The organism is Pseudomonas frigoris, assembly GCF_047758635.1.
In the GTDB taxonomy this organism is placed as follows: domain Bacteria; phylum Pseudomonadota; class Gammaproteobacteria; order Pseudomonadales; family Pseudomonadaceae; genus Aquipseudomonas; species Aquipseudomonas frigoris.
The window spans coordinates 5,263,163-5,288,325 of record NZ_CP180479.1 but is presented as its reverse complement, the minus strand read 5'-3'; the positions used below and the strand labels follow the sequence as shown (position 1 = coordinate 5,288,325).

Here is a 25,163-nt window from a genome sequence, read left to right as displayed (position 1 = left end):
AAGCTATAAGGTCTGAACCATGAGTTTGCTCAACATCGGGATGTCGGGGCTGTCAGCCAGCCAATCGTCGTTGATGACGACGGGTAACAACATCGCCAACGTCGACACCGCGGGTTACTCGCGTCAGCAGACCGTGCAGGGCACCAAAGCCTCGCAGCAGTTCGGCAATGTCTACATCGGTACCGGCACGACCCTGGCCGATGTTCGTCGGGTGTACAACAGCTACCTTGATGCCCAACTGCAGACCACCACCTCGCTCAACAGTGATTCGGCCGCGTACCTGGGCCAGGTCACGCCGCTGGACAAACTGCTGTCGGACAGCGGCACCGGCCTGAACGGCGCACTGACCAAGTTCTTCGCCTCGGTGCAGAACGTCAACGCCAAACCGGGTGACGACGCTTCACGCCAGTTGCTGCTCAGCGATGCCCAGGCCTTGAGCAATCGTTTCAATTCGGTGTCCAGCCAGTTGAACGCGCAGAACGCGAACATCAATGGCAACCTGACGAACATGGCCGATCAGGTCAACAAACTGGCCGCCACCGTGGCGCAGTTGAACCAGAAGATTACCGAGATTTCCAGCTCCGGCGGCATGCCGAACGAGCTGCTCGACGCCCGTAACGAGACCGTACGCCAGCTCTCGACCTTTACCGGCGCGCAGATCGTCGAACGCGAAGGCAACGTCGATATTTACTTGGGCAGCGGCCAGCCGTTGGTCATGGGCAACACCGTCAACAAACTCGAAGTTGTGCCGGGCAAAGACGACCCGAACCGCTTGGCGCTGCAACTCAATCGTGGTTCGAGCACCATCGATATCACGTCGATCATGACCGGTGGCGAAATCGGCGGTTTGCTGCGCTATCGCAGCACTGTGCTCGACCCGGCCATGAATGAACTGGGCCGTGTGGCGCTGGTCGTCGCCGATCAGATGAACAGTATTCAGGCCCAGGGCATCGACAAGAACGGTGACTTCGGTTCGAACTTGTTCAACAGCATCAACAGTGCCGCGCAGATGGCTCAGCGCAGCATCGCCTCCGGCAATAACAGCGTGGGCTCGGGCAACTTCGATGTCAGCATTGAAGACACCGGCAAGCTGACCATCAACGATTACAAGGTGACGTTCACCAGCGCCACCGACTACACCGTGCAGCGCCTGCCAGACAATACGTCTATGGGCAGCTTCAACACGGCGACCACACCTGCGCCGGTGATCGACGGTTTTTCCTTGAAGCTAACCGGTGGCACCGCGGCTGCAGGCGATACCTTCAAGATCACCCCGACCCGTAACGCGGCCGCCAACATCAAGACCGAGATGACCGACTCCAAACGTCTGGCCATCGCGGCACCGTTGGGTGCGGCAATTGCAGCGAGCGGCAGTGGCAGCGGCACCCTGACGATCCCGGCCAGCGGTCAACCGACCCTGACCACTAAGTTCGATATCTACGACGCGGCGACCACCACCGCGATGCAGAACGGCCTGAAAAACTCCACGCCGACCAAGGTTGTATTTGGTGCGGTGTCCGCCGACGGCACCAGCCAGATCTACCAGTTCCTGGATGCCAAGGGCGGATTGATCAGCAGCGGCACCATCAAGCCAGGTGAGAGCAACACCCTGAACCTGAGCATTCCGCTCAAGGATGCCACGGGCGCGCCAATCCCGCCTGCGCCTGCCACTCAGTACACCGCGACCTTCAGCATGACCTTCGCCGGTGCCCCGAGCAACGGCGCAGCAATTAACGTCTCGCTCAGTCAGCCGGGCAGCCTGGACAACCGTAACGGCACCACACTGGCCGGCTTGCAGACCGCGCAGACCGTGGATACCGGCTCCGCCAGCAAAGGTATTTCCCTGAACGACGCCTACGGCAAACTGGTCGAAGGCGTTGGCTCCAAGGCCGCCCAGGGCAAGCTCGACAGCGCCGCGACCTCAGCCATCCTGGCGAACGCCAAAGGTGCGCGCGACTCGCTTTCGGGTGTCGACCTCGATGAGGAAACCGGCAACCTGGTCAAGTATCAGCAGTACTACACCGCCTCTTCGCAGATCATCAAGGCTGCGCAGGAAATCTTCAGCACACTGATCAACAGTATTTAAGGAGTCGTAGCCCATGCGCATTTCTACCGCCCAGTTTTACGAGTCCTCGGCTGCGAACTATCAGAAGAACTTCGCGAATGTGGTCAAGAGCAGCGAAGAGGCCAGCAGCCTGGTTCGCGTGAACACTGCTGCTGATGATCCGGTTGGCGCTTCGCGCTTGCTGCAGTTGGGGCAGCAGGCTTCGATGCTTGATCAGTTCTCGAACAACATGACAACGATCAAAGCCACGCTTGGCCAGACTGAAGCGGTCATGACCAGCATCGGCAACGTGCTGCAACGTGCCAAGGAACTGGCCCTGGGTGCCGGCAACGCCGGTTATACCGATTCCGACCGTCAGGCCAATGCTTCGGAGCTCAGCCAGATCGAAGAGCAGCTGTTGAGCCTGATGAACACCAAGGACGAAAACGGCAAATACATTTTCGCCGGTTCCAAGGGCGATACCGTTCCGTTCTCGCGCAATACCGACGGCACCTACAGCTATAACGGTGATCAGGTCACGCTGGACCTGCCGATTGGCGATACCCAGTCGATGGCCACCAACAGCACCGGTTGGGCTGTGTTCCAGCAAGCCATCAACACCAGTCGCACGCAGACCACAATGACTTCGCCCTCGGCGCTGGTCGATGGCGGTCGCGTGGTGCTTTCCAATGGTCAGGTAGGTTCCGACGTGACCTACAACGCCAAATTCCGCAGTGGCGAGCCTTACACCGTGAATTTCCTCAGCCCCACACAGCTGGAAATCAGAGACTCGTCGGGTACCGACGTCACGTCCGAAGTCAGCGGGAACGGCGTGTTCAGCTCTACCGGCGGTGCGGCTACCCAGACGATCAGTTTCCGTGGCGTTGATCTGAAGTTGAACATCAACATGCAGCCTGGCGACGTTCCGGCGACCGTGTTCGGCAACGCCTACAGTTTCACCCTGGCGGCCAAGCCGGACAGCTTCAACGCGTCGCGCAGTCCAGGCAACCCGTCTACCGAAGTAGTCACCAATACGAGCATCACCAACAGTGCCGCCTACCACGCCAGCTTTCCGGAAGGCGGGGCGATTCTCAAGTTCACCAGTCCCACGGCTTTCGACTTGTACGCCGCGCCTCTGACCGCGAACAGCAAGCCGGTTTCCAGCGGCGTTCTGGCGGGCAACGTCGCCACCGCATCGGGTGTCGCCTTCACGCTGAGCGGCGTGCCGGCGCCGTCGATGCTTGCCGGTGACCAGTTCTCTGTCACGGTCAATACTCACCAGACGCAGAACGTTCTGGACACCGTCAACCAGCTGAAAACCGCGCTGTCGACGCCGACCAACAACGATCCGCTGGCCATTCAAAAAATCAACGCAGCCATTGGTTCGGGCATCGGCAACCTGGCCAGCGGCATTGACCAGTTGACCTCCGGCATCAGTTCCGTGGGTGGTCGCGGTGCGTCGCTGACGACTCAGACTGATATCAACCAGAGCCTGACGCTGGCCAACACGCAGACCCAGGGGGCGATCCGTGATTCGGACCCGGCCACGGTGATGACCCGCCTGACCTTGCAGCAAACCATGCTGCAGGCCTCGCAACTGGCATTCAGCAAAATCGCTCAGTTGGGGCTGTTCAACAAAGTCTGAGTCGAGGCCTTCGCGCTGTTGGCGCGAAGGTTAAGGCACCGAGTGCAAACCGTCTTTTTTCAGCGGTTCAGGGCTGCTCCACTCGTTCCAGAGTGAGCGCCCGCCGCTCGCGAGTTCCCCTGTCGTGAAACCAACTCCTCTTGTCAGCATCGCCATTCCCGCCTACAACCCGCTGTACTTTCAGGCAGCGCTGCAAAGCGCTCTGAATCAGACCTATGCGTCGCTTGAAGTGATCGTGTGTGACGACAGCGACAGCGACGAAATCCATGAGCTGGTCCAGGCCTGCACGGTGCCGCAAACCGTGACATTGCGTTATGTGCGCAATGAACAACGCCTGGGGTTCAAGGGGAATCTGATGGCCTGCGCCGAGCAGGCAACCGGGGAGTACCTCAAGCTTCTCTGTGATGACGATCAGTTGCTGCCTGAGAGCATTGCCCGTCAGGTGCAGGGTTTCATTGACCATGACGACGTGAATCTGGTGATTGCTCAGCGTCAGTATTGCGACGGCGATTACCTTCTGCTTCCCGAGCGTCTGGAGAACTCCAGCTTTGCCTCGGGAGATACGCTGTTCAAGGGTGAAGACTTGCTGGATGTGCTGGAAAGCACGGCCATGAACTTCCTCAGCAATTTGAGTGGCGCGCTGATGCGTACTCATCAGGTGCTGGAGTATCTGCCCGCATTGACCCAGGTCGGCGAAGGGTTTGTCGCCCGTCTCGATTTCGCCTTGTTTGTCTGCCTGTTGCGTCGTGGCAATCTGGCGGTCATGGGACAGGTGCTCAGCTTCGAACGCTTGCACCCGGCGCGCATGAGCAATCAATTGGAGGTCCAACAGGCCGTGGCGGTCGAGCTCGGTTGGCTGACCCAAATGCTGGCGGTGCGCAGTGGCGAACCGGCGCCAGCGCCGGGGCATGTTCGCTACATCGATCTGGCCAGCGCCGCCCTCGGTGAACCGTATGACTGGGAGGAAATGGCGCTGAGTCGTTCTCTGGGCTTTTCCGCGACCTTGATACGTTCGCGGGTGGGTGAAAACTGTGACAGCTTCGCTGATGTGTACCAGCAATGGCTGGCCTGTCGCACCCTGAATCCGGCCCAGCAGCGCCTGTTGCCCACGCGCCTTGCGTCGTGGGCATGGCAGCCGCGAATTGTGCTGGTGGTGATTGATGCCGACGCGGATGAAGCGGCACTCGGCGTCACCCTGGACAGCATCGATCGGCAGGTTTATGCCGCCGAAACGGTGTTGGTGCTCTCCGGTGAGAATCGTGCCAGCGCCCTCGCTGGCAACGTGATTCGTGTGACCTTGCAAGGCGACGGATTTGAGCAACTCAATGGCCTGCTGATGCAGACGGACAGTGCAGACTGGTTCTATCTTCTGCGGGCCGGTGATCGCCTGAATGAACTGGCCTTGCTGCTTTTGGCCGAGCGGATGGTCGAGAGTGCCGACGCGCTGTGTATCTACAGCGATGAAGGCGGCTTGCGCAACGACGTGTCGGTCGAGCCGATCTTCAAGTCCGATTTCAATCTGGACCTGTTGCGCAGTTATCCCTATATCGGGTGGACACTGGCCATTCAGCGCCAGCGCTTTGTGGCCGCCGGTGGGTTCAACCCGGAATTCACCGAGCTCAGTCCTCATGACCTGGTCTGGCGCCTCGTCGAAAACCACGGCGCGCATGTCGTGGAGCATGTCGCCCAAGTGCTGGTCGAGTCCTCGTTCGGCCTGTCGCAATGGCTCGCTCTGCCGCAGGTTATCGAACAAAACGCTCGCGTGCTGACTGCGCACCTTGATCGCATCGGCGCTGCACACGAGGTCCGCGAAGGCAGCGTGCCGCTGATCAATCGAATTGACTACCACCATGGCGTTCAGCCGCTGGTGTCCATTGTTGTGGTGATGCGTGACCGGCTCGGCCCGCTTCAGCGCTGCATCGAAAGTGTGCTGGAGCACACGGCGTATGCTCACTACGAATTGTTGATCGTGGACAACGCAAGCACCTCGCCCGAGGCGCAGGACTGGCTGGCCGCCATGTCGCAAATGGGCGGCGAAAAACTGCGCGTGCTGCACTGTGATTACGCTGATAACCCGGCCGCGGCGCAGAACTTCGCTGTTACTCAGGTTCGTGGCGAGTATGTGCTGTTGCTCAGCCCTGACAGCCTGATCGTCAACCGCGACTGGCTTGGCGAACTGCTGAATCACGGCTTGCGTCCGGAAGTGGGCATCGTTGGTGGTCGAATGGTCAGCCCTCAGGGGCGTATTGAAGGTTCGGCCTTGGTGCTGGGGGTGCGCGGCCCTGTCGGCGTGCCTTGGCGCGGGGAAGTGATGACTGCCTCGGGGTATATGCAGCGCCAGCAGGCGGTGCAGAATTTGAGCGCTGTGAGCACCGAGTGCCTGCTGGTCCGCAAGCAGGTGTTCGATGAGCTTCAGGGGTTTGACGAGCAGGCTTTTTCCCAAAGGCTCGGCGGCCCTGACTTCTGTCTACGTGTCAGGCAGAAGGGGTATCTGGTGGTCTGGACGCCGTATGCCGAATCGGTCCACGTGGCTGCCGAGACGGAGAGCGGGCCGGTGGTGTCAACGCTGGTGGCTGAGCACAAGCTGTTTTATCAGCGCTGGCTGCCGATCATCGCCAGAGATCCGGCGTACAACGTCAACCTGAGCCTCAACACCAATAATTTCAGTCTTGAACCTGGTTTCAAGAACGATTGGAATCCGTTCGCCCGTCACATGCTGCCACGGGTTCTGGCGATCCCGATCAACGAGACCGCAGTAGGGCATTACCGTGTCACCCAGCCATTTCTCGAGCTGGAGGCTGCGGGGCAAGTGCTCGGTAATCTTTCGTTCCATACGCCTTCGGACATTGAGCTGGAACGCCAGTCGCCCGACGTCATCATTCTGCAAGGGCGCTACAGTGAGGGCGCGGTGAATGAAGTGGAGCGGGTCAAAAACAGCTCCCGGGCGTTCCGGATCTTTGAGCTCGATGACTATGTCATCGACGTTCCGAAGAAAAACGCTCACGTGCGCAAGGCCATCGTTGGCGTTGAGCAAATCGTGCGGCGTGCAATAGGGCTGTGTGACCGGGTGGTGGTGTCGACCCAGCCGCTGGCCGATGCTCTCAACGGCATGCATGACGATATTCGCGTGGTGCCGAACATGCTCGCTCCGCATCTGTGGACCGGTCTGAGCAGCCAGCGACGTACGTCACGCAAGCCGAGAGTAGGTTGGGGTGGGGGGACCAGTCATGATGGGGATCTGGCGATCATTGCCGATATCGTTCGCCTGCTGGCGGATGAAGTGGAATGGGTGTTCTTCGGTATGTGCCCACCGGCACTCAAGCCTTTCGTACATGAATTCCATCCCGCCGTTGGCCTGCAGGCTTACCCCGCCAAACTGGCGAGCCTGAACCTTGATCTGGCTTTGGCGCCGTTGGAGTTTCACATCTTCAACGACTGCAAGAGCAACTTGCGCCTGTTGGAATATGGCGCATGCGGTTACCCGGTGATCTGCACCGACACCGAGGCCTATCGCGGTTACTTGCCGTGTACCAAGGTGGTGAGCAACAGTACCGAAGAATGGCTTGAGGCAATCCGTATGCACCTGGCTGACCCGGACGCGAGTTACCGCATGGGTGACGCGCTGCGCGAGGAAGTGCTGCGCGACTATATGCTGCGGGGTAATAACCTGAATTATTGGGCTGAGGCTTGGTTGCCGGGCTGATCCAGGGATATGACCTGTATTTTGTGATTGGGGGCGTATCCGTTTTTTCGGTTGTGGCCGCAGAAACGGATATGTACCCCAACCTCGAACCGCCAGCCAGGTGAACAACATCAGGCCTTCAATACCTGGTTCTTTCGTCTCAGCGCTCGCCCACCGTACTGAAAGAGCTGGCGCGTTTCCTGCAAGTCCCCCCGATATCGCCATAAAACGAGCACTTCCGGTGAATCCAGAAGCGCCCTGAGCGGCATTGAAGGTTTTATCCAGAAGGCCTGCAAAAGCTTGATACAGCTTGGCTGAGCCCTGTGACGAACAAGAGGGGAGACGATGAAGGCAGTTATTTTGGCGGGCGGCCTGGGCACGCGCATCAGTGAGGAGTCGCACCTCAAACCCAAGCCGATGATTGAAATCGGCGGCAAGCCAATTCTCTGGCACATCATGAAGCAGTACTCCGCTCACGGGATTCATGACTTCGTGATTTGCCTGGGTTACAAGGGCTATGCAATCAAGGACTTCTTCGCCAACTACTTCCTGCACACCTCTGACGTCACCTTCGACATGTGCAACAACCGCATGGACGTCCACCAGAACTACAGCGAGCCGTGGCGCGTCACGCTCATCGATACTGGTGAGGAAACCATGACCGGTGGCCGTTTGCGTCGCGCCAGCCGCTATCTGGAAAACGAAGAAGCGTTCTGCTTCACCTACGGCGACGGGGTGTCCGATTTGAACATCGGCGCTCTGGTGGATTTTCACCTGACTCATGGCAAGCAGGCCACGGTCACGGCGGTGCAGCCACCCGGCCGCTACGGTGCGCTGGATCGTGAGGGCGATCGGGTGTTGGGGTTCACTGAAAAACCGCGCGGTGATGGTGGCTGGATCAACGGAGGCTTCTTTGTTTTGTCACCCAAGGTTCTGTCACTGATTAATGGCGATGAAACCTCGTGGGAGTCAGGCCCTCTCGACGTCCTTGCCGAGCGGGGTGAGTTGATGGCCTTCCAGCACGATGGCTTCTGGCAGCCGATGGATACTCTGCGCGACAAAAACCATCTCGAGGCGTTGTGGCAGACAGGGGAGGCCCCATGGAAGCAATGGGACTGAGCCCGGAATTTTGGCGCGGCAAGCGAGTTTTGTTGACCGGTCATACCGGTTTCAAAGGCAGTTGGCTGACGTTGTGGCTGCAAAGTCTGGGCGCGAAGGTCAGCGGGTTTTCGCTTGATCCATCCACCGAGCCGAATCTGTTCGGCCTGGCAAAGGTGGCCGAAGGCATAAATGATCAGCGCGGCGACCTGCGTGACTTGGGCGCCCTGCTGGAACTGATCGCCGATACCCAACCAGAAATCGTCCTGCACCTGGCGGCTCAGCCCTTGGTACGCGAAGGTTATCGAGACCCGCTGGGGACGTACTCCAGCAACGTCATGGGTACCCTCAATCTGCTCGAAGCGATCCGTCAGGTCGGCGGCGTGCGTGCGTGCGTGCTGGTGACCACCGACAAGGTTTACGCGAACAAAGAATGGCTGTGGCCGTACCGCGAAGACGAAGCCCTCGGCGGACACGATCCTTACAGCAGCAGCAAGGCCTGCTGCGAGTTGCTGGCGCAGTCTTACGCCGCTTCGTTCTTCCCGGCCGAAAAGTATGCCGAGCACGGTTTGGCCCTGGCCACAGCCCGGGCCGGCAACGTATTGGGTGGTGGCGACTTCGCGCCGGAACGGTTGATTCCCGACGTACTCAAGGCTTGGTCCGCAAACGAGCCCGTGACCCTGCGCTACCCGCAAGCCGTGCGCCCCTGGCAGCACGCGCTGGAACCACTGGCGGGTTACTTGCAACTGGCCGCCGGCCTCTATGAAAAAGGTCCCGAGTTTGCTGGCGCCTGGAACTTCGGCCCGAGCGAAGCGGACATGTGCAGCGTCGGCGAAGTCGTCGAACTGCTCGCCAACCGCTGGCCACAAGCGCGCGGATTGCGCATCGAACCGAGTGATTTGCACGAAGCAGGCTTGTTGCGCCTGGACAGCAGCCGCGCCCGTCAACTGTTGGGCTGGCAACCGCGCTGGTCGTTGCAGCAATGCCTGACCCAGACCCTCGATTGGCACCTGGCGTGGCAAAACGGCGATGACATGCGCACTATCACGCTGGGCCAGTTGAACCTGTACCGAGGCGCGCTGTGAGCGAGTTTCTGTTGAAGTCATTGCCGCTGGCCGGACTTTTCAGCGTGCAGCACAAACGCTTCGAAGACGATCGCGGGCACTTCGCCCGGTTGTTCTGCGAGGGCAGCCTGAGTGCCTTCGGCCAAGCGTTTTCCATTCGCCAGATCAACCATTCCTGCACCCGCGCACGCGGGAGTGTGCGTGGCTTGCATTACCAGAGTGCCAACGCACCGGAAGCCAAGCTGATCACCTGCCTGCGCGGTGAAGTCTGGGATGTGGCGGTGGACTTGCGGCCCGACTCCGCAACGTTCCTGCACTGGCACGCCGAACACCTGCGCGCCGGCGACGGTCGCAGCCTGCTCATTCCTGCCGGATTTGCCCACGGCTTCCAGACCCTGACCGACGACGCCGAATTGCTTTATCTGCACAGCGCCGACTATGCGCCGGAGCACGAAGGCGGTTTGTCGGTGAACGATCCACGGCTGGCGATTGCCTGGCCGTTGCCTGTCAATAATCTGTCAGCCAGGGACGCCAGCCATCCCTTGCTCGATGAACGCTTCGCTGGAGTGCGTCTATGAACTGTCGTGGTTGCGGTACTCCTTTGGCCTTGCCGCTGATCGACCTCGGCACGTCGCCGCCGTCGAACGCCTACGTACGTGCCGATCAGCTGGAACAGGCCGAACAATGGGTGCCACTGAAGGTTGCGGTGTGTCAGCAGTGCTGGTTGGTGCAAACCGAGGATTACACCAGTGCCGACAGCCTGTTCGACGCTGAGTATGCTTATTTCAGTTCGTTTTCCAGCACCTGGCTGGTGCATGCCGATCGCTACGTTGCCGAGATGGTCGAGCGCTTCGGCCTGACCGCCGACAGCCGTGTGGTGGAAATCGCTGCCAACGACGGTTACCTGTTGCAGTACGTCGCCGGTCGCGGCATCCCTTGCCTTGGCGTTGAACCGACCCGCAGCACCGCGCAAGCGGCGCGCGAAAAGGGCCTGGAAATCCGCGAGTTGTTCTTCGGACGTCACACCGCTGCGCAATTGATCGGCGAAGGCTGGTCTGCGGACCTGATGGCTGCCAACAACGTGTTGGCCCACGTGCCGGACATCAATGATTTCCTCGGCGGCTTTGCGACCTTGCTCAAGCCGACTGGCGTGGCGACGTTCGAGTTTCCGCAACTGCTGACGCTGATGGCCGGGCAACAGTTCGACACGCTGTATCACGAGCACTATTCCTACCTGTCCCTGACCGCCGTGCATGCATTGTGCGAACGTAGCGGTCTGGAAGTGTTCGACGTCAGTCAGCTGTCGACCCATGGCGGTTCGTTGCGGGTATTCGTGCAGCGTGCTGACGGGCTTCGTCGCGAAGTGCAGCCCGCGGTTGCGCTTCAATTGCAGGCCGAAATCGTCGCCGGCGTGAAAACCCCCGAGTACTACGCGACCCTTGCGCCAGCCGCCGAGGGCATCAAGCACCAATTGCTGCGCTTTCTGTTGCAGGCGAAAGCCGATGGCAAACGAGTGGTCGGTTACGGCGCCGCCGCCAAGGGCAACACGTTGCTCAACTACGCCGGGGTCAAGCCTGATCTGTTGGCCTGGGTCGCCGACGCCAATCCGCATAAACAGGGCAAATTTTTGCCTGGTAGCCGGATTCCGGTGGTTTCACCCGAGCGTATTGCCCTCGAACAACCCGACTACATCCTGGTTCTGCCATGGAACCTGTTGACGGAAATCACCCAGCAATTCGCCTCGGTCAAAGAGTGGGGCGCACAGTTTGTTGTTGCCGTTCCGGAGTTGAGCATTCAATGAGCAGAATTCACTACACCAAACCGAGTGTCGGCGAACTGGAAGCCCGGTATGCCCTGGATGCCGTGCAGAATGGTTGGGGCGCGCGTTGCTACGAATACCTGACGCGTTTCGAGCACGGGTTTGCCGAGCACCTTGGTGCGACCTACGCCATCGCGACTTCAAGCTGCACCGGCGCGCTGCACATGGGCATGGCGGCGCTGGGCATCGGCGCGGGTGATGAAGTGATCCTGGCCAACACCAACTGGATCGCTTCGGCGGCACCGATCACGTATCTGGGCGCTACGCCGGTGTTTGTCGATGTTCTGCCAGATAGCTGGTGCCTGGATCCGCAACTCGTCAGGCGTGCAATTACCCCGAAGACCAAAGCCATTCTCGCGGTTCACCTTTACGGCAACCTGTGTGACATGGATGCATTGTTGGCGATTGGTCGCGAACACGGTATTGCGGTCATCGAAGACGCTGCCGAAGCCATCGGTTCGCAGTGGCGCGGCAAGGCTGCCGGTTCGATGGGGGCGTTCGGTGCGTTTTCATTCCATGGCACCAAAACCATGACCACCGGCGAAGGCGGCATTTTCGTCACGTCGGATAAAGCCTTGTACGAGCGTGTCCTGACCTTGTCCAACCATGGTCGTGTCGCGGGCAGCACCAAACAATTCTGGCCGGAGTTCATTGGCTTCAAATACAAGATGAGCAACTTACAGGCTGCCGTCGGCTGCGCCCAGGTCGAGCGAATCGAGGAGCTGATCGAACGCAAGCGGACGATTTTTGCCAACTACGCCCGTGCGCTGGCCTCGCTGCCGGGTGTTTCACTGAACCCCGAACCTGCACACGCCCGTAACGGTTACTGGATGCCGACCGTGGTGTTCGATGCCGAGACCAGGATTCATCGCGACGAAATGATCGCCGCCTTCCAGGCCGCCGATATCGACGCCCGTGTGTTCTTCTGGCCACTGTCGTCGTTGCCCATGTTCAGCGAGCACGTGGTCGACACACCGGTTTCATTTGCCTTGCCGGAGCGTGCGTTCAACCTGCCGAGCTATCACGACATGACCGACGCCGATCAGGCTCGGGTGGTGGATGTTGTGCGCGGCTTGCTCGCCCAAAGGCAATCGCTATGAAGATGTACTTGCTGGGCGCGGCCAACCCGGAAGCGGTGCGCATGCTGCACGCGGTGAAACGCAGCACACCGAACGTCCAGTTCGCGTTTCTGGACAATGACCCGAACAAACACGGCACACCGTTTTTTGGTGTGCCGGTCATTGGCGGTTCGGCGCTGGTCAGTGAACTCAAAGGGCCGGACGCACGTTTCGTCAACCTGATCACCGGCAGCACTCGACTGCGCTACGAGACCACCCGCCAATTGGTCGAGGCCGGTGCCACGCTGGGCCAGTTCGTCCACCCCGGCATTGACCTGACCATGATTCGCATGGGGCAGGGCAGTTATCTGCAGGAAGGCGTACTCATGCAGGCCGAAGTGACGCTGGGCGACAACACGAGCATCAGCGCCGGCAGTGTGGTGGGGCATGAAGGCCAGATCGGCCACTCGGTGTTCATGGCGCCCGGCGTGTGCATCGCCGGTTGCGTGGAGATCGGCGACGGAACATTTGTCGGCACCAACGCCACCATTCTTCCGCGGTTGCGCATCGGTCGCTGGGTGACCATCGGCGCCGGCGCCGTCGTCACCAAAGATGTCCCGGATTATTCAGTCGTGGCGGGCAATCCCGCCAGGATTATCAAGACCAACGTGGTGCCTTACCCCGACGGTAGGGTTTTCAAGTAACCCGTTTCCCTATTTTTTTGGAGCGTTGCAATGAATCCCCATGAGCAGTTTCGCGAAGAAGTAAAAGACAACATCGAAGGCCTGAAAAAGGACAAGGCGTTGCAAGCCGAGTCGCTGGACTGGGTCGGCACAACGGCCCGGCACAAGTACACTTACAACTTCAGCTGGATGGGGCGGCCGATCATTCAGTTCCCGCAGGACATGGTCGCCATGCAGGAAATCATCTGGAACCTGCGTCCGGACGTGATCGTTGAAACCGGCATCGCCCACGGCGGGTCGTTGGTGTTTTACGCCTCGATCCTGGAACTGATGGGCCATGGCGAAGTGCTGGGTGTCGACATCGATATCCGCCAGCACAACCGCGAAGCGATCGAAGCTCACCCGATGAGCAAACGCATCCGGATGATTCAGGGTTCGAGCATCGATACTGCCATTGTCGACCAGGTGCGCGAGCGCATCCAGGGCAAGAAAGTGCTGGTGGTACTCGACTCCAATCACACCCACGAACACGTGCTCGAAGAGCTGCGCCTGTATGCACCGATGGTCTCGGTGGGCAGCTATTGCGTGGTCATGGACACCGTGGTCGAAGACATGCCGGAAGATGCGTTTCCGGACCGTCCGTGGGGCAAGGGTGACAACCCGAAAACCGCGGTCTGGGCCTACCTGGAAGAGAACCGTGATTTCGAGATCGACCAGGCAATTCACAGCAAGCTGCTGATCACTGTCGCGCCAGATGGCTACCTGCGCCGAGTGCGCTAAGCGGCAACTTCATTCGAGTTTTCATCAGGCAATCAGTCAGTGGTGGGGAAGGTTATGCAAGGCATTTACGGTTCAGAAAACACGTCGTCCCTGAGTGAGCTGTTCACTCTGGTGCTGATTACGCACAATCGTCCGGCGTTCTTGCGCCGGGCATTGCAGTTCTACAGCACGCTGCCTTGCAAGATCCTGGTCCTCGATTCATCGGCCATCGCGCTGGAAGGCGCGGCTACGGTTGCGGACACCATCGACTATCGGCACTTGCCGCAATTTGGCTACTGGGGAATCCAGGCCAAACTGGCGTACGGCGTGGAGCAGGTCACCACGCCATACATGGTCTTCGCCTCCGACGATGATTTTCTGTTGCACGGTGCCCTCACCGAGTCGGTGAGCTTCCTTGAAGCCAACCCCGACTACGGTCTGTGCCATGGCTATTGCCTGATGTACCTGACCCACTCCAACTATGTGCAGTACTACCGTCGTGACAAGAAAGTACACGAGGACTACAACGCCGAGCGCGGTCAGGATCGTGTCCTGGATTTCATGAGTCAGTACATTCCGCCGTTCTACGCGGTCCACCGCACCTCGCTGCTGCGTGACTGGTATGAAGCGATGCCTGAAGGCACGATCTTCCAATGGCAGGAAATCGGTCATGCCTACTACATGCTGGCACGGGCCAAGGCGCGGATTCTCCCGACGCCGTACGTTGTGCGAGAGGTCAACTACGGTCGCTCGGATCACAACACCGAAATCATGACGACCTTGAGCTTCAAGGACGCCCGCTCTGTCGCCGACCGCGAGCGCTTTGCCGGGTTTCTGGCGTCGCTACCGACTGGCATCAGCGGTCTGGACGAAAAGCAGACCGCTGAGGTTGCCCTGCAAAGCTTTGCCACCCTGGCCGAGAGCCTGACAACCCGTAACGGGTTGACCATAGAGCCGATTTTCGAGTCCTACTGGACAGATCCGACGGTGGGGCCGAAGCGGGTCTTTGGCGCTGAGCAATACGTCGAAATGCCGTTCTACAACAGCGCTTTCTTCGAACAACTCACGCAGTGCGAATTTTTGCTGCATGCGATGCCGGCCGGGCGCTTGCAACTCGAAGAAATGGAAGGCGCATTGCTCAAGCAAGAGGCCTTGCAGCGCACCTACTCCAATGACAGTTCGGCGACGATCCAGAACCGTCTGCTTGAAGCCGTTCGGCTGGGGGCCTTCAACCGTCGGGTGCTGCAAAAGCTTGCGCAGCAGCTCCAGCAGATGGATGAGCCCGCTGATGCCCAGGTGCTGACCGACTGGGTTCAGCGTCTGGACAGCGTGCCGATCTTCGACAGTCGCCAGTTACTCGACACGATGCCATCGGGACGTCTGCGCAACTGGCTGCAAGCCCGGCAGCCGAACGACACCGTGGTGAGGAAAATCAACCAGCACCTGGCGGCCAACGAAGGGGGGCCTCAGTTCGGTATTCTGCTGCTCGATCTGGACGCAAACATGGACAAACTCCAGGTCACTCTGGATAGCCTCATGGAGAGTGCGTTCCGGGCGTTCAAAGTGGTGGTCTTCACCACGGGCGACTTGCCGGCGGTCACCACGGCACAAAACACGCTGCATTTCGTCAAGGTTACGGCGGCCAATTACGTCGACAAGCTGAACCAGATCGCTCGCCAGTCGACGTCGGACTGGTTGCTGCTGGCCGAGGCGGGCGACGAGTTCACCGCTGCCGGTTTCTTGCGTGCCAGTCTCGAGTTGCAGAACGCCGAGGGTTGCCGTGCGGTGGCGATGGACGAAATTCATCGCCAGGCCAATGGCACGCTGGTCGATGTGTTCCGGCCAGCCTTCAACCTCGACCTGTTGCAGAGCCTGCCGGCACTTGTCGCGCGGCACTGGTTGATCCGCCGCGAAGCGCTGGTGGAGGTCGGCGGTTTTGCCCGCGAACTCACCTCGGCACTCGAGTTCGACCTACTGCTGCGCTTGATCGAAACCGGTGGCCTGGCCGGTCTTGCCCATTTGGCCGAGCCGTTGCTGATCACCGCCGCACCCGAGCTGGCAGGCAATGACCACGAGCGTCAGACGTTGGTTCGTCATATGGCGACGCGCGGTTATCAGGCCCAGGTCAGCACCGAAGTGTCGGGTGGTTACCGTATCGACTACCGTCATGCCGGTCGCCCGAAGGTGTCGATCATCATCCATAGCCAGGACAACCTCGAGCACTTGCAGCGCTGCCTGGTCAGCGTTTTGCAGCGCACACGCTATCAACATAATGAAATCGTCATTGCCGATAACCACAGCCAGTCCACCGAGCTGCTCGCCTGGCTCGACAGCCTGGAGAAAAACGGCGCAGGCCGGATTCGTCTGGTCAAGACAACGCAACGCCTGAGCACGTCGGCCCTGATCAACCTGGCCGCCGAGCAGGCGCAGGGTGAATACCTGGTGCTGCTGGCGGCGGACGCCGAAGTGGTCAACGCGAACTGGATCGAGGCGTTACTCAATCAGGCCCAGCGTCCCGAAGTCGGGGTGGTCGGCGCCAAACTGCTGGACCGCGAAGGCAGTGTCACCGGTGCCGGCCTGATTCTGGGGCTCAACGGCGAGATCGCTTCGCCCTTCATCGGCGAGAAAAAGGAGGCGCCGGGCTACATGCGCCGACTGCTCGTCGAACAGAATTACTCGGCCGTCTCCGGTGCGTGCCTGATGATTCGCAAGGAGGTTTTCGTTGCCCTCGGCGGACTGGATCGTGAGCATTTCGATGAGGTGTACGCCGATGTCGATCTCTGCCTGAAAGTTGCCGATGCCGGTTTGCTCACGGTGTGGACGCCGCAGGTTCAGATTGCCCATCCGGGCGTTTTGCCGAACGAACCTCAGGCACTGGCAGCCTTGCGCGACAAGTGGCAGGCGCGCTTTGCGCACGACGAGGCTTACAACAACAATCTGGCCTTGACCGGCAAGGGCTTTGCCCTGGGTGAACCCGCCCCGGTGAACTGGGCGCAGTTGCTCGCATAAGCCTGACTGACAGGTACAAGGACTCAAGGCATGTTCAACGGTAAATCAATTTTCATCTCTGGCGGCACCGGCTCGTTCGGGCGCAATTTCATCCGCCGGTTGCTGGAGCAATATCAGCCCAAGCGTGTGGTGGTGTTCTCCCGCGATGAGCTCAAACAGTACGAGATGCAGCAGACGTTCAACGCGCCGTGCATGCGTTATTTCCTCGGTGATGTGCGCGACGCTGACCGTTTGCGTCAGGCCATGCGCGGTATCGATTACGTGGTGCATGCCGCGGCGCTGAAGCAAGTGCCGGCGGCGGAATACAACCCCACTGAATGCATTCGCACCAACGTCAACGGTGCGGAAAACATCATTGCCGCGGCCATCGATAACGGCGTGAAAAAGGTCGTCGCGCTGTCCACCGACAAGGCTGCCAGCCCGATCAACCTGTACGGCGCGACCAAGCTACTGTCGGACAAATTGTTCGTCGCCGCGAACAACATTGCCGGGGATCAGAACACACGTTTTTCAGTGGTCCGCTACGGTAACGTGGCCGGCTCGCGGGGGTCGGTGGTGCCGTTTTTCAGCAAGCTGATTGCCGAGGGCGCGGCAGAGTTACCGATCACCGATGAGCGCATGACACGCTTCTGGATCACCCTCGATCACGGCGTGCAGTTTGTGCTCGACAGCTTTGCCCGCATGCACGGCGGTGAAGTGTTCGTGCCGAAGATCCCGTCGATCCGCATCGTCGATCTGGCGTTGGGGATGGCTGAACATTTGCCGCACAAGAACGTCGGCATTCGTCCGGGGGAAAAATTGCATGAGCTGATGGTCCCGCTGGACGACGCGCGCATGACCCTGGAGTTCGATGATCACTACACGATTCAACCGTCGATCCGCTTCACCAGCGTCGACGTGGATTTTGCCGTCGACAAACTGGGTGAGCAGGGCAAGCCTGTGAGCGAGGATTTCGAGTACCGCTCCGACACCAATCCGCACTTCCTGTCGGTAGGCCAGATCGCAGATCTGCACGCGGAGCTGTCGGCATGATTCCCTACGGTCGGCAAAGTCTCGATCAGGCGGACATCGATGCGGTGGTCGCCGTGTTGCAGTCCGACTGGCTGACACAAGGGCCGACCATTGAACGCTTCGAACAGGCCATGGCCGAGCGTTGTCAGGCCGATTTCGCGGTGGCGGTATGCAATGCCACGGCGGCGCTGCACATTGCCTGCCTGGCGGCAGGGCTCGGTCCGGGTGATCGCTTGTGGACGACGCCGAACACTTTTCTGGCCTCGGCCAACTGCGGCCGTTACTGCGGCGCTGACGTCGACTTCGTGGATATCGATCCGCTGACCTGGAACCTCGACGCCTACACCCTGGCGGCGAAGCTCGAAGCTGCCGAGCGCGACGGCACGCTGCCGAAGGTTCTGGTGGCCGTGGCGTTTTCCGGTCAAAGCTGCGACATGCGCATGATCGCCGAATTGGCTGAACGTTATGGCTTCACGGTGATCGAGGATGCATCCCACGCGGTCGGTGCGTCCTATGCCGGGCGTCCGGTGGGCTGCGGCGAATTTGCGGCGATGACGGTGTTCAGTTTTCACCCGGTGAAGATCATCACCAGTGCCGAGGGCGGCATGGTCCTGACCAATCGCCCGGAATTGGCCGAGCGCCTGCGACGTCTGCGCAGCCACGGCATGACCCGCGATCCCCAGCAGATGACCGAATCCAGTCACGGTCCCTGGTACTACCAGCAAGTGGAATTGGGCTTCAATTACCGGATCACCGATCTGCAAGCGGCCCTCGGTCTGTCACAGCTGAATAAGCTCGACGGCTTCATCGAGCGTCGTCGTGAGCTGGCGGCGCGTTATGACCGATTGTTGGCATACCTGCCGCTGACCTTGCCCAGCGCGCAACCTGATGCCGAGTCGGCGTGGCATCTGTACGTGGTGCGGTTGCAACCTGATCGGATCAGCCTCAGCCATCGGCAGGTGTTCGAAGGGTTGCGGGCCGCCGGGATCGGGGTGAACCTGCACTATATTCCGCTGCATTTGCAGCCGTACTATCGTGATCTGGGGTTTGCCGAGGGAGACTTTCCGCAGGCCGAGCGTTATTACGCCGAAGCCATCAGCCTGCCGCTGTTCCCTCTGCTGAGCGATGAACAACAGGACTTCGTAGTCGAGCAACTGCGTCGGTTGGTTCTTGAGGAGTAGTGACACTTGAGCTGCGTTGCAATCATTCCGGCCCGCGGTGGCAGCAAGCGAATCCCGCGCAAGAACCTCAAGCCGTTCGACGGTGTACCGATGATCGTCCGTTCGATCCGTACGGCACTCGATTGCGGGTTGTTCGATCAAGTCGTCGTCAGTACGGATGACGAAGAAATTGCCGACGTCGCCCGGGCTCATGGCGCGCTGGTGCCGTTCGTGCGGCCTGTCGAACTGGCTGATGATTTCACTGGGACAGCTGCGGTGATCGTGCATGCCTTGAGCCAATTGCCGACCTTCGACTACGTCTGCTGCATCTACGCTACCGCGCCGCTGTTGCAGGCACGCTATCTGCGTCAGGGGCATGAATTACTGGTGCAGCATCCGGACAAGTCCTTCGCTTTTTCCGTGGCCGGTTTCGGCTTCCCGGTGCAACGTGCCTTGACCCTCGACGAGCAGGGTGCCTTGACCTCGCTCTATCCGGAGTTTCGCAACACCCGCTCCCAGGATTTGCCTGAAGCCTATCAGGATGCCGGCCAGTTCTATTGGGGGCGCAGAGAGGCCTGGTTGCGCGGCGATGCGCTGTTTTCGCCGGTGAGCCTGCCGGTGATTCTGCCTCGGCATCTAGTGCAGGACATCGACACCCTTGAAGACTGGAAGCGTGCCGAATACCTCTATGCCGCATTGAAAGCTGGCGGAGAGCTGCAATGAGAGTGCTGATCCGCGCCGACGCGTCGCCGACCATTGGCAGCGGTCACATCGCTCGTTGCCTGACCCTGGCCAGAGTTCTGCGCAAGCAGGGCGCGCAGGTGGCTTTCGCTTGTCGCCTGTTGTCGGGTCATCGACTGGATGCACTGCAAGCCGAGGGCTTTGAAGTCTTCGCCCTGGCGGCTCGTTACCCTGATGAAGACCCGCAGCAGGCGATCGAATCCTTGCTGCCTTGGCAGGCGGACATCGCCGCGCTTGGGCAAGCGCTGAGCAATCATCCGGCCTTCGATTGGGTCATCGTCGACCACTACGGCCTCGACCATCATTGGCAGACCGCGGCCCGCCGCTGGGCGCCCAGGATTGCCGCTGTGGACGATCTCGCCACTCGAACCTACAACGTCGATCTGCTGCTCAACCAGAATTTATCGGGTACGCCACAAGCCTATGCCTCGCTGCTGGCGCCTGGTTGCCAGACCTTGCTCGGCCCACGTTTTGCCTTGCTGCGCGATGAATTCTGCTGCCCGGCGATTCCGGTCAAGCCCCAGGCCAGGCGAGTGCTGGTGAATTTCGGTGGCTTCGATGCGGCGATGCAAACCCATCACGCGATGCTGGCAATGGCGGATTTGCATGAGCTCGAAGTCGATTTCGTCGCCGGTGCCGACAACCCGGCCTGGGCACAGATGCAGGCGCTTGCAGCCAGTCGTCCGAACTGGCGCTTGCACAGTTTTGTCAGCGACTTCTATCGTTTGATGACCGAGGCCGACCTGTTTGTCGGTGCCGGTGGCGGCACCAGTTGGGAGCGGGCGGCCATGGGGTTGCCGACGATCTGCATTGCGGTTTCGAACAATCAGCAAGCCAACGGCGAAATAATGGCGACCTCAGGTTCCCATGTGTATCTGGGCCCCCGCGAGAACGTCAGCGTCGAGCAATTGCGTCAGGCCATCGCTTTTCTTGCGGGCAATCAGGGCTTACGCCAAAGTCTGGCCGAACACTCGCGTCAGCTGGTCGATGGACGGGGTGCGCAGCGGGTTGCGGCAGCGCTCGCCGGTGCGGTACTGCAGGTTCGCAAGGCGTCCCTGGACGATGCGCAGCTGCTGTTCGAGGGGCGCAATGCCGAGTCGGTGCGGCGCTGGTCGCTGGATACGCAAGTCATCGATTGGCAACGGCATCAAGGCTGGCTGGCTGCGAGCCTGAGCAACCCCGGGCGATTGCTGTTGATTGCCGAGGCGGACGATGGCCCGGTCGGGGTACTGCGTTATGACCTGGACGGACTGGCAGCCGAAGTCTCGATTTACCTGCTTGAAGGCCGCCTCGGTCTGGGGTGGGGCAGGGCGCTGCTGGCGCGGGGCGAAGCCTTCGTGACCACCCATTGGCCGCAACTGCAGGCCATCACCGCTCAAGTGTTGCCGGAGAATCAGTCGTCGCTGAAGCTGTTTCGCGGGGCAGGATTCACCCAGCGTGCTTGCGCGTTCACGCGCATATTGAAGGATCACCGCAATGACTAGTTTCAAGATCGGCAACCGCTTAATCGGTGCTGACGCGCCGCCGTTCATCATTGCCGAAATGAGTGGCAACCATAACCAGTCGCTGGAGGTGGGGCTGCAGATCGTCGAAGCCGCGGCCAAGGCCGGTGCCCATGCCTTGAAGCTGCAAACCTACACCGCCGAGACCATGACCCTGGACCTGTCCGAAGGTGAGTTTTTCATCAAGGACCCGAACAGCCTCTGGGCCGGTTCTTCGCTGTACGCGTTGTACGAGAAGGCTCATACACCTTGGGAATGGCACGCGCCGATTTTCGCCCGGGCCAAAGAGCTGGGCATGCTCGCGTTCTCCACACCGTTCGATGACACCGCGGTTGACTTCCTCGAAAGCCTCGATGTACCGGCCTACAAGATCGCCAGTTTCGAGAATACCGACCTGCCACTGATTCGGCGGGTCGCCGCCACCGGCAAGCCGCTGATCATTTCGACCGGCATGGCCAGCATCGCTGAACTCGACGAAACCGTGCGTGCCGCCCGTGAGGCCGGTTGCAAGGATCTGGTGTTGCTCAAATGCACCAGCACTTACCCTGCGACGCCCGCCAACAGCAACGTGCGGACGATTCCTCATTTGCGCGAATTGTTTGGCTGTGAAGTTGGCCTGTCCGATCACTCCATGGGTGTTGGAGTGTCTGTCGCCGCGGTGGCACTGGGTGCGACAGTGGTGGAAAAACATTTCACCCTCGACCGTGCCGCGGGTGGCGTGGATGCCAGTTTCTCTCTGGAGCCTGACGAGCTGGCCAGTCTGGTGATCGAAACCGAACGCGCCTGGCAGGCCATGGGCCATGTGCATTACGGCGTGACTGAAGCCGAGCGCAAGTCCGTGGTGTATCGCCGCTCGCTCTATGTGACTCAGGACATGGCTGCCGGCGAACCCTTTACCGTCGCTAATCTGCGGGCCATCCGTCCTGGCCTGGGGCTGGCACCCAAGCACGCTGAATCCCTTCTGGGCCGCCGTGCCCGCCAGGCCATCAAGCGCGGAACGCCGCTGGATTGGTCATTGGTCGAATAACGCCTTATCGGCCCGATTCGGCAAAATAGAGTGACCTGCGAGTCATAACGCGCATCTTCACTGTATTGTATTAATCGGGAAGGTGGCGCCTGGCCTGTTTTTGGCCCAGTGATAGTCTTTTATTCTTCCCGTCCGTCGCTCCCTCGGGGCGACATTTTTCTCTGTTTGTCGGCGCCCCTCGAATCATTACGAGCGGTGGTATTGGGCTGTTTATTATTGGGAAGCCGTAATGATTGGCATAAAAAGCATTGCGAGCTACGTTCCTGTAGCCGGCGTGGACAATTACGCACAAGGTGCAAAATTCGAAAAGGATGAAGAGTTCATCCTGGGCAAGATCGGTTCGGCCTTCCTGCCGCGCAAAGACGCCGGGCAGGAAACCTCGGACCTGTGTGTCGAAGCAGCCAATGCGCTGTTCGCCAACAATCCCGACTTGAAACGTGAAGACATCGACGTGCTGATCGTTGTCACCCAGAACGGCGACGAAGAAGGCCTGCCGCACACCGCAGCTATCGTTCAGGACAAACTGGGCCTGCCGACTACCGTGGCCGCGTTCGATATTTCCCTGGGCTGCTCCGGCTACGTCTACGGCATCTACGCCATCAAGGGTTTCATGGAAGCTGCTGGCTTGAAGAATGGCCTGCTGATCACCGCTGATCCGTACTCGAAGATCGTCGACCCGGAAGACCGCAACACCACCATGCTGTTTGGAGATGCCGCCACCGCGACCTGGATGGGTGAAAACGCGCCATGGCAATTGGGCAAGGCCAAGTTCGGCACCGACGGTTCCGGTGCGCCGCACCTGAAGGTGACCGACGGGGTGTTCTTCATGAACGGCCGTCAGGTGTTCAATTTTGCGCTGCTTAAAGTCCCGGCGCATTTGCACGAGTTGCTGGCCGATTCGCAACTGACCGCTGACGATATCGATGCCTTTTGCATCCATCAGGGCAGTGCAGCGATTGTCGATGCTGTGGCGCGACGCTTCGAAGGCGAGCCGGAGAAGTTCATCAAGGACATGGTCGAGACCGGCAACACGGTGTCATCGAGCATTCCGTTGCTGTTGGAAAAACATGTCCTGGACTCCGGTTGGAAACGCGTTGCGTTGAGCGGTTTCGGCGTTGGTCTGTCGTGGGGTTCGGCGATTATCTATCGCCCTTGATCTTTCAAAAGCCAGGCACAAAAAAAGCGTTCAAGGTGTAACCTTGAGCGCTATTTTTTTGCCCGAATGAGAAGCGAGGCTTCATGAGCGAGTTCTTTGAGCGCAACGGCGAGTTGATACAGCGACGCTGGCCCAACGTCTGGCATCGACTGACGGTGGAGAACAGCGCCGCCTTGCAAACTGATCTGGTGGAAGGCCTGGGCTCGACGTTGAGCATCAATGGCATTCAGTTGACCAGTCGCCATGACCGCACTCGCGAAGCGTTGCTTCAGGCCGACAGCCTGCCCGTCGACAGTCCGGTGGTGCATGTCTATGGCACCGGGCTGGGTGATTTGCAGTTGCAATTGCTGGAGCGTGCCGGGCTTGAACGGTTGTACGTGCACATTCTGAACGGTGCGGTGTTTGCCTTGGTGCTGCAACTGCTCGATCAACAGCCGTGGCTCGGTGATTCGCGAGTGGTGCTGCTGTACGCCGGCGATCTGTCGGAAATCCAGTTGCCGTACTTCGCGCTGCCTTCGGAGCTGGTGCTGGCGGACGACTTCAATGCCAAAATCCGCGACCGGCTGATCAGCGAAACCCACCTGACCTTCAACAATCGCGAATTCGATGCCGACAATCCGGAAATTGCCGAGCGTTTGCAGGCGTGTGTAGAGCGCGTTCGCGCCGATGCCGATGTTGCCGAGCTGTTTGCCACCTGTTCCGGCAGGGAAGTGTTTGTCATTGCCACCGGGCCGAGCCTGGAACAGCACTTCGACACGCTGCGTACGGTACGCGAACAGGCGCAGCGGCCGCTGTTCATTTGCGTCGATACAGCCTACCGACCGCTTGTCGAGCATGGGATCAAACCGGATGTGGTGGTCACGATTGATCAGCGCATCTCGACGCGACATTTGCCGTCCGATGCCGCGAGCGATATTACGCTGGTCTATATGCCTATGGTCGATCCAGCGGTTTTGGGGGGCTGGCAGGGCAAGCGTTACGTGGCCTATTCCGCCAGTCCTGTCTATAAGGACATGCGCCAGCAATTACCCAAGGCCCAACTCTTTGTCGGTGGCAGTGTGATTCACCCGGCGGTGGACCTGGCGGTACACATGGGGGGCAGCCAGATCACTCTGTTCGGCGCCGACTTTGCTTTCCCGAACAACAAGACCCACGCCGGCTGGAATGACGGTGATCTTGGACCGCAAGTGAGCGCTGCCCGGCACTGGGTCCTCGATGGCCACGGTCAGCGAGTCAAGACGCAGCTCAATTTCCGCAGTTACCTGTGCGAGCTGGAGCGGTACATCGCCGGGCATCCTCAGGTGGCTTTCTATAACAGCAGTCGGGCAGGGGCGATGATCGTCGGCACGACGTTTCACCCGGAGCTCACGCGATGACTGAATCCTCCCTGGTTGCCGAGGCGCGGCAGTGTTCCGTTTTGTTCCGTCTGGGACGAGATGTCGAAGCTGCGCTGCTGATGGTCCAGATCTGCAGTGACGTGCAATCCGTGATGGGTCGTGAGAATGTCGAGGTCCAATCCCGCTGGACGGCGTTGCTCACCGACATGCTTGCCTGTCAGGAGGCACAGGATTGGTTGGCCTTGGCTGATTATCTCGATCATGAGTTGCCCCAATTGCTGGAAGCCGCCGCTGCCGGTTAAGGCTTTTTGACAATGGCCGGTACAGGCGAGTCCTCGCTGTCCCGTTACTGGCATTTCCCTGACGTC

Annotated in this window: 19 protein-coding genes; all 19 read left to right on the top strand. The window is 59.8% G+C overall.

Translation table 11 applies throughout. The features are described 5' to 3' along the window. Nucleotides 1-19: 19 nt before the first annotated feature. Nucleotides 20-2,086, top strand: coding sequence for a flagellar hook-associated protein FlgK (gene flgK, locus ACMXYH_RS24290; RefSeq protein WP_415765201.1), 2,067 nt, complete (start codon nt 20-22; stop codon nt 2,084-2,086). Nucleotides 2,087-2,099: 13 nt separating this feature from the next. Further along, nucleotides 2,100-3,689, top strand: coding sequence for a flagellar hook-associated protein 3 (locus ACMXYH_RS24285; RefSeq protein WP_415765200.1), 1,590 nt, complete (start codon nt 2,100-2,102; stop codon nt 3,687-3,689). A gap of 124 nt (nt 3,690-3,813) precedes the next feature. Continuing rightward, a complete protein-coding gene (locus ACMXYH_RS24280) occupies nt 3,814-7,392 on the top strand; it encodes a glycosyltransferase (RefSeq protein WP_415765199.1) in 3,579 nt (1,192 codons plus the stop codon). A 324-nt stretch (nt 7,393-7,716) separates the two neighbouring features. Continuing rightward, on the top strand, nt 7,717-8,490 hold the full coding sequence (rfbF, locus tag ACMXYH_RS24275; RefSeq protein WP_415765198.1) for a glucose-1-phosphate cytidylyltransferase: 774 nt from the start codon (nt 7,717-7,719) through the stop codon (nt 8,488-8,490). Further along, entirely contained in the window at nt 8,472-9,554 is a 1,083-nt protein-coding gene (rfbG, locus tag ACMXYH_RS24270) for a CDP-glucose 4,6-dehydratase (RefSeq protein WP_415765197.1), read from the top strand. Before rfbF ends, rfbG begins: the two co-directional genes overlap by 19 nt. After that, nucleotides 9,551-10,111, top strand: coding sequence for a dTDP-4-dehydrorhamnose 3,5-epimerase family protein (locus tag ACMXYH_RS24265; protein ID WP_415765196.1), 561 nt, complete (start codon nt 9,551-9,553; stop codon nt 10,109-10,111). The genes rfbG and ACMXYH_RS24265 overlap by 4 nt, the downstream gene beginning before the upstream one ends. Beyond that, entirely contained in the window at nt 10,108-11,334 is a 1,227-nt protein-coding gene (locus ACMXYH_RS24260; protein ID WP_415765195.1) for a methyltransferase domain-containing protein, read from the top strand. Before ACMXYH_RS24265 ends, ACMXYH_RS24260 begins: the two co-directional genes overlap by 4 nt. Beyond that, nucleotides 11,331-12,452: a DegT/DnrJ/EryC1/StrS family aminotransferase gene (locus tag ACMXYH_RS24255; protein WP_415765194.1), complete on the top strand. Its 1,122-nt coding sequence runs from the start codon at nt 11,331-11,333 to the stop codon at nt 12,450-12,452. Before ACMXYH_RS24260 ends, ACMXYH_RS24255 begins: the two co-directional genes overlap by 4 nt. Further along, entirely contained in the window at nt 12,449-13,114 is a 666-nt protein-coding gene (locus ACMXYH_RS24250; protein WP_415765193.1) for an acetyltransferase, read from the top strand. Before ACMXYH_RS24255 ends, ACMXYH_RS24250 begins: the two co-directional genes overlap by 4 nt. A gap of 30 nt (nt 13,115-13,144) precedes the next feature. Continuing rightward, nucleotides 13,145-13,873, top strand: a complete 729-nt coding sequence (locus ACMXYH_RS24245) for a cephalosporin hydroxylase family protein (protein ID WP_415765192.1) — start codon at nt 13,145-13,147, stop codon at nt 13,871-13,873. 54 nt (nt 13,874-13,927) lie between these two features. Beyond that, nucleotides 13,928-16,861 (top strand): glycosyltransferase family 2 protein, encoded by a 2,934-nt coding sequence (locus tag ACMXYH_RS24240; protein WP_415765191.1) that lies wholly within the window; start codon nt 13,928-13,930, stop codon nt 16,859-16,861. A 30-nt stretch (nt 16,862-16,891) separates the two neighbouring features. Continuing rightward, nucleotides 16,892-17,893: a UDP-N-acetylglucosamine 4,6-dehydratase (inverting) gene (pseB, locus tag ACMXYH_RS24235; RefSeq protein ID WP_415765190.1), complete on the top strand. Its 1,002-nt coding sequence runs from the start codon at nt 16,892-16,894 to the stop codon at nt 17,891-17,893. After that, a complete protein-coding gene (pseC, locus tag ACMXYH_RS24230) occupies nt 17,890-19,053 on the top strand; it encodes a UDP-4-amino-4,6-dideoxy-N-acetyl-beta-L-altrosamine transaminase (RefSeq protein WP_415765189.1) in 1,164 nt (387 codons plus the stop codon). The genes pseB and pseC overlap by 4 nt, the downstream gene beginning before the upstream one ends. A 6-nt stretch (nt 19,054-19,059) precedes the next feature. Next, the gene (gene pseF, locus ACMXYH_RS24225; RefSeq protein ID WP_415765188.1) at nt 19,060-19,755 is read left to right on the top strand and encodes a pseudaminic acid cytidylyltransferase; all 696 of its coding nucleotides are present in this window, start codon (nt 19,060-19,062) and stop codon (nt 19,753-19,755) included. Beyond that, a complete protein-coding gene (gene pseG, locus ACMXYH_RS24220; RefSeq protein ID WP_415765187.1) occupies nt 19,752-21,257 on the top strand; it encodes a UDP-2,4-diacetamido-2,4,6-trideoxy-beta-L-altropyranose hydrolase in 1,506 nt (501 codons plus the stop codon). Before pseF ends, pseG begins: the two co-directional genes overlap by 4 nt. Then, a complete protein-coding gene (pseI, locus tag ACMXYH_RS24215) occupies nt 21,250-22,302 on the top strand; it encodes a pseudaminic acid synthase (protein WP_415765186.1) in 1,053 nt (350 codons plus the stop codon). The genes pseG and pseI overlap by 8 nt, the downstream gene beginning before the upstream one ends. Nucleotides 22,303-22,531: 229 nt before the next feature. Then, nucleotides 22,532-23,458, top strand: a complete 927-nt coding sequence (locus tag ACMXYH_RS24210) for a ketoacyl-ACP synthase III (RefSeq protein ID WP_415765185.1) — start codon at nt 22,532-22,534, stop codon at nt 23,456-23,458. A gap of 83 nt (nt 23,459-23,541) precedes the next feature. Continuing rightward, nucleotides 23,542-24,834, top strand: coding sequence for a motility associated factor glycosyltransferase family protein (locus ACMXYH_RS24205; RefSeq protein ID WP_415765184.1), 1,293 nt, complete (start codon nt 23,542-23,544; stop codon nt 24,832-24,834). Beyond that, nucleotides 24,831-25,097 carry a hypothetical protein gene (locus tag ACMXYH_RS24200; RefSeq protein ID WP_415765182.1) on the top strand — a complete coding sequence of 89 codons (267 nt, stop codon included), beginning with the start codon at nt 24,831-24,833 and terminating at the stop codon, nt 25,095-25,097. Before ACMXYH_RS24205 ends, ACMXYH_RS24200 begins: the two co-directional genes overlap by 4 nt. Nucleotides 25,098-25,163: the final 66 nt, after the last annotated feature.

Bases quoted from the DNA above. Each gene is read 5' to 3' on its own strand.
- pseC (WP_415765189.1), top strand. From the start codon at position 17,890: ATGATTCCCTACGGTCGGCAAAGTCTCGATCAGGCGGACATCGATGCG.
- rfbG (WP_415765197.1), top strand. From the start codon at position 8,472: ATGGAAGCAATGGGACTGAGCCCGGAATTTTGGCGCGGCAAGCGAGTT.
- ACMXYH_RS24250 (WP_415765193.1), top strand. From the start codon at position 12,449: ATGAAGATGTACTTGCTGGGCGCGGCCAACCCGGAAGCGGTGCGCATG.
- ACMXYH_RS24285 (WP_415765200.1), top strand. From the start codon at position 2,100: ATGCGCATTTCTACCGCCCAGTTTTACGAGTCCTCGGCTGCGAACTAT.
- rfbF (WP_415765198.1), top strand. From the start codon at position 7,717: ATGAAGGCAGTTATTTTGGCGGGCGGCCTGGGCACGCGCATCAGTGAG.
- ACMXYH_RS24200 (WP_415765182.1), top strand. From the start codon at position 24,831: ATGACTGAATCCTCCCTGGTTGCCGAGGCGCGGCAGTGTTCCGTTTTG.
- pseB (WP_415765190.1), top strand. From the start codon at position 16,892: ATGTTCAACGGTAAATCAATTTTCATCTCTGGCGGCACCGGCTCGTTC.
- pseG (WP_415765187.1), top strand. From the start codon at position 19,752: ATGAGAGTGCTGATCCGCGCCGACGCGTCGCCGACCATTGGCAGCGGT.
- ACMXYH_RS24255 (WP_415765194.1), top strand. From the start codon at position 11,331: ATGAGCAGAATTCACTACACCAAACCGAGTGTCGGCGAACTGGAAGCC.
- pseI (WP_415765186.1), top strand. From the start codon at position 21,250: ATGACTAGTTTCAAGATCGGCAACCGCTTAATCGGTGCTGACGCGCCG.
- ACMXYH_RS24210 (WP_415765185.1), top strand. From the start codon at position 22,532: ATGATTGGCATAAAAAGCATTGCGAGCTACGTTCCTGTAGCCGGCGTG.
- flgK (WP_415765201.1), top strand. From the start codon at position 20: ATGAGTTTGCTCAACATCGGGATGTCGGGGCTGTCAGCCAGCCAATCG.
- ACMXYH_RS24240 (WP_415765191.1), top strand. From the start codon at position 13,928: ATGCAAGGCATTTACGGTTCAGAAAACACGTCGTCCCTGAGTGAGCTG.
- ACMXYH_RS24245 (WP_415765192.1), top strand. From the start codon at position 13,145: ATGAATCCCCATGAGCAGTTTCGCGAAGAAGTAAAAGACAACATCGAA.
- ACMXYH_RS24205 (WP_415765184.1), top strand. From the start codon at position 23,542: ATGAGCGAGTTCTTTGAGCGCAACGGCGAGTTGATACAGCGACGCTGG.
- ACMXYH_RS24260 (WP_415765195.1), top strand. From the start codon at position 10,108: ATGAACTGTCGTGGTTGCGGTACTCCTTTGGCCTTGCCGCTGATCGAC.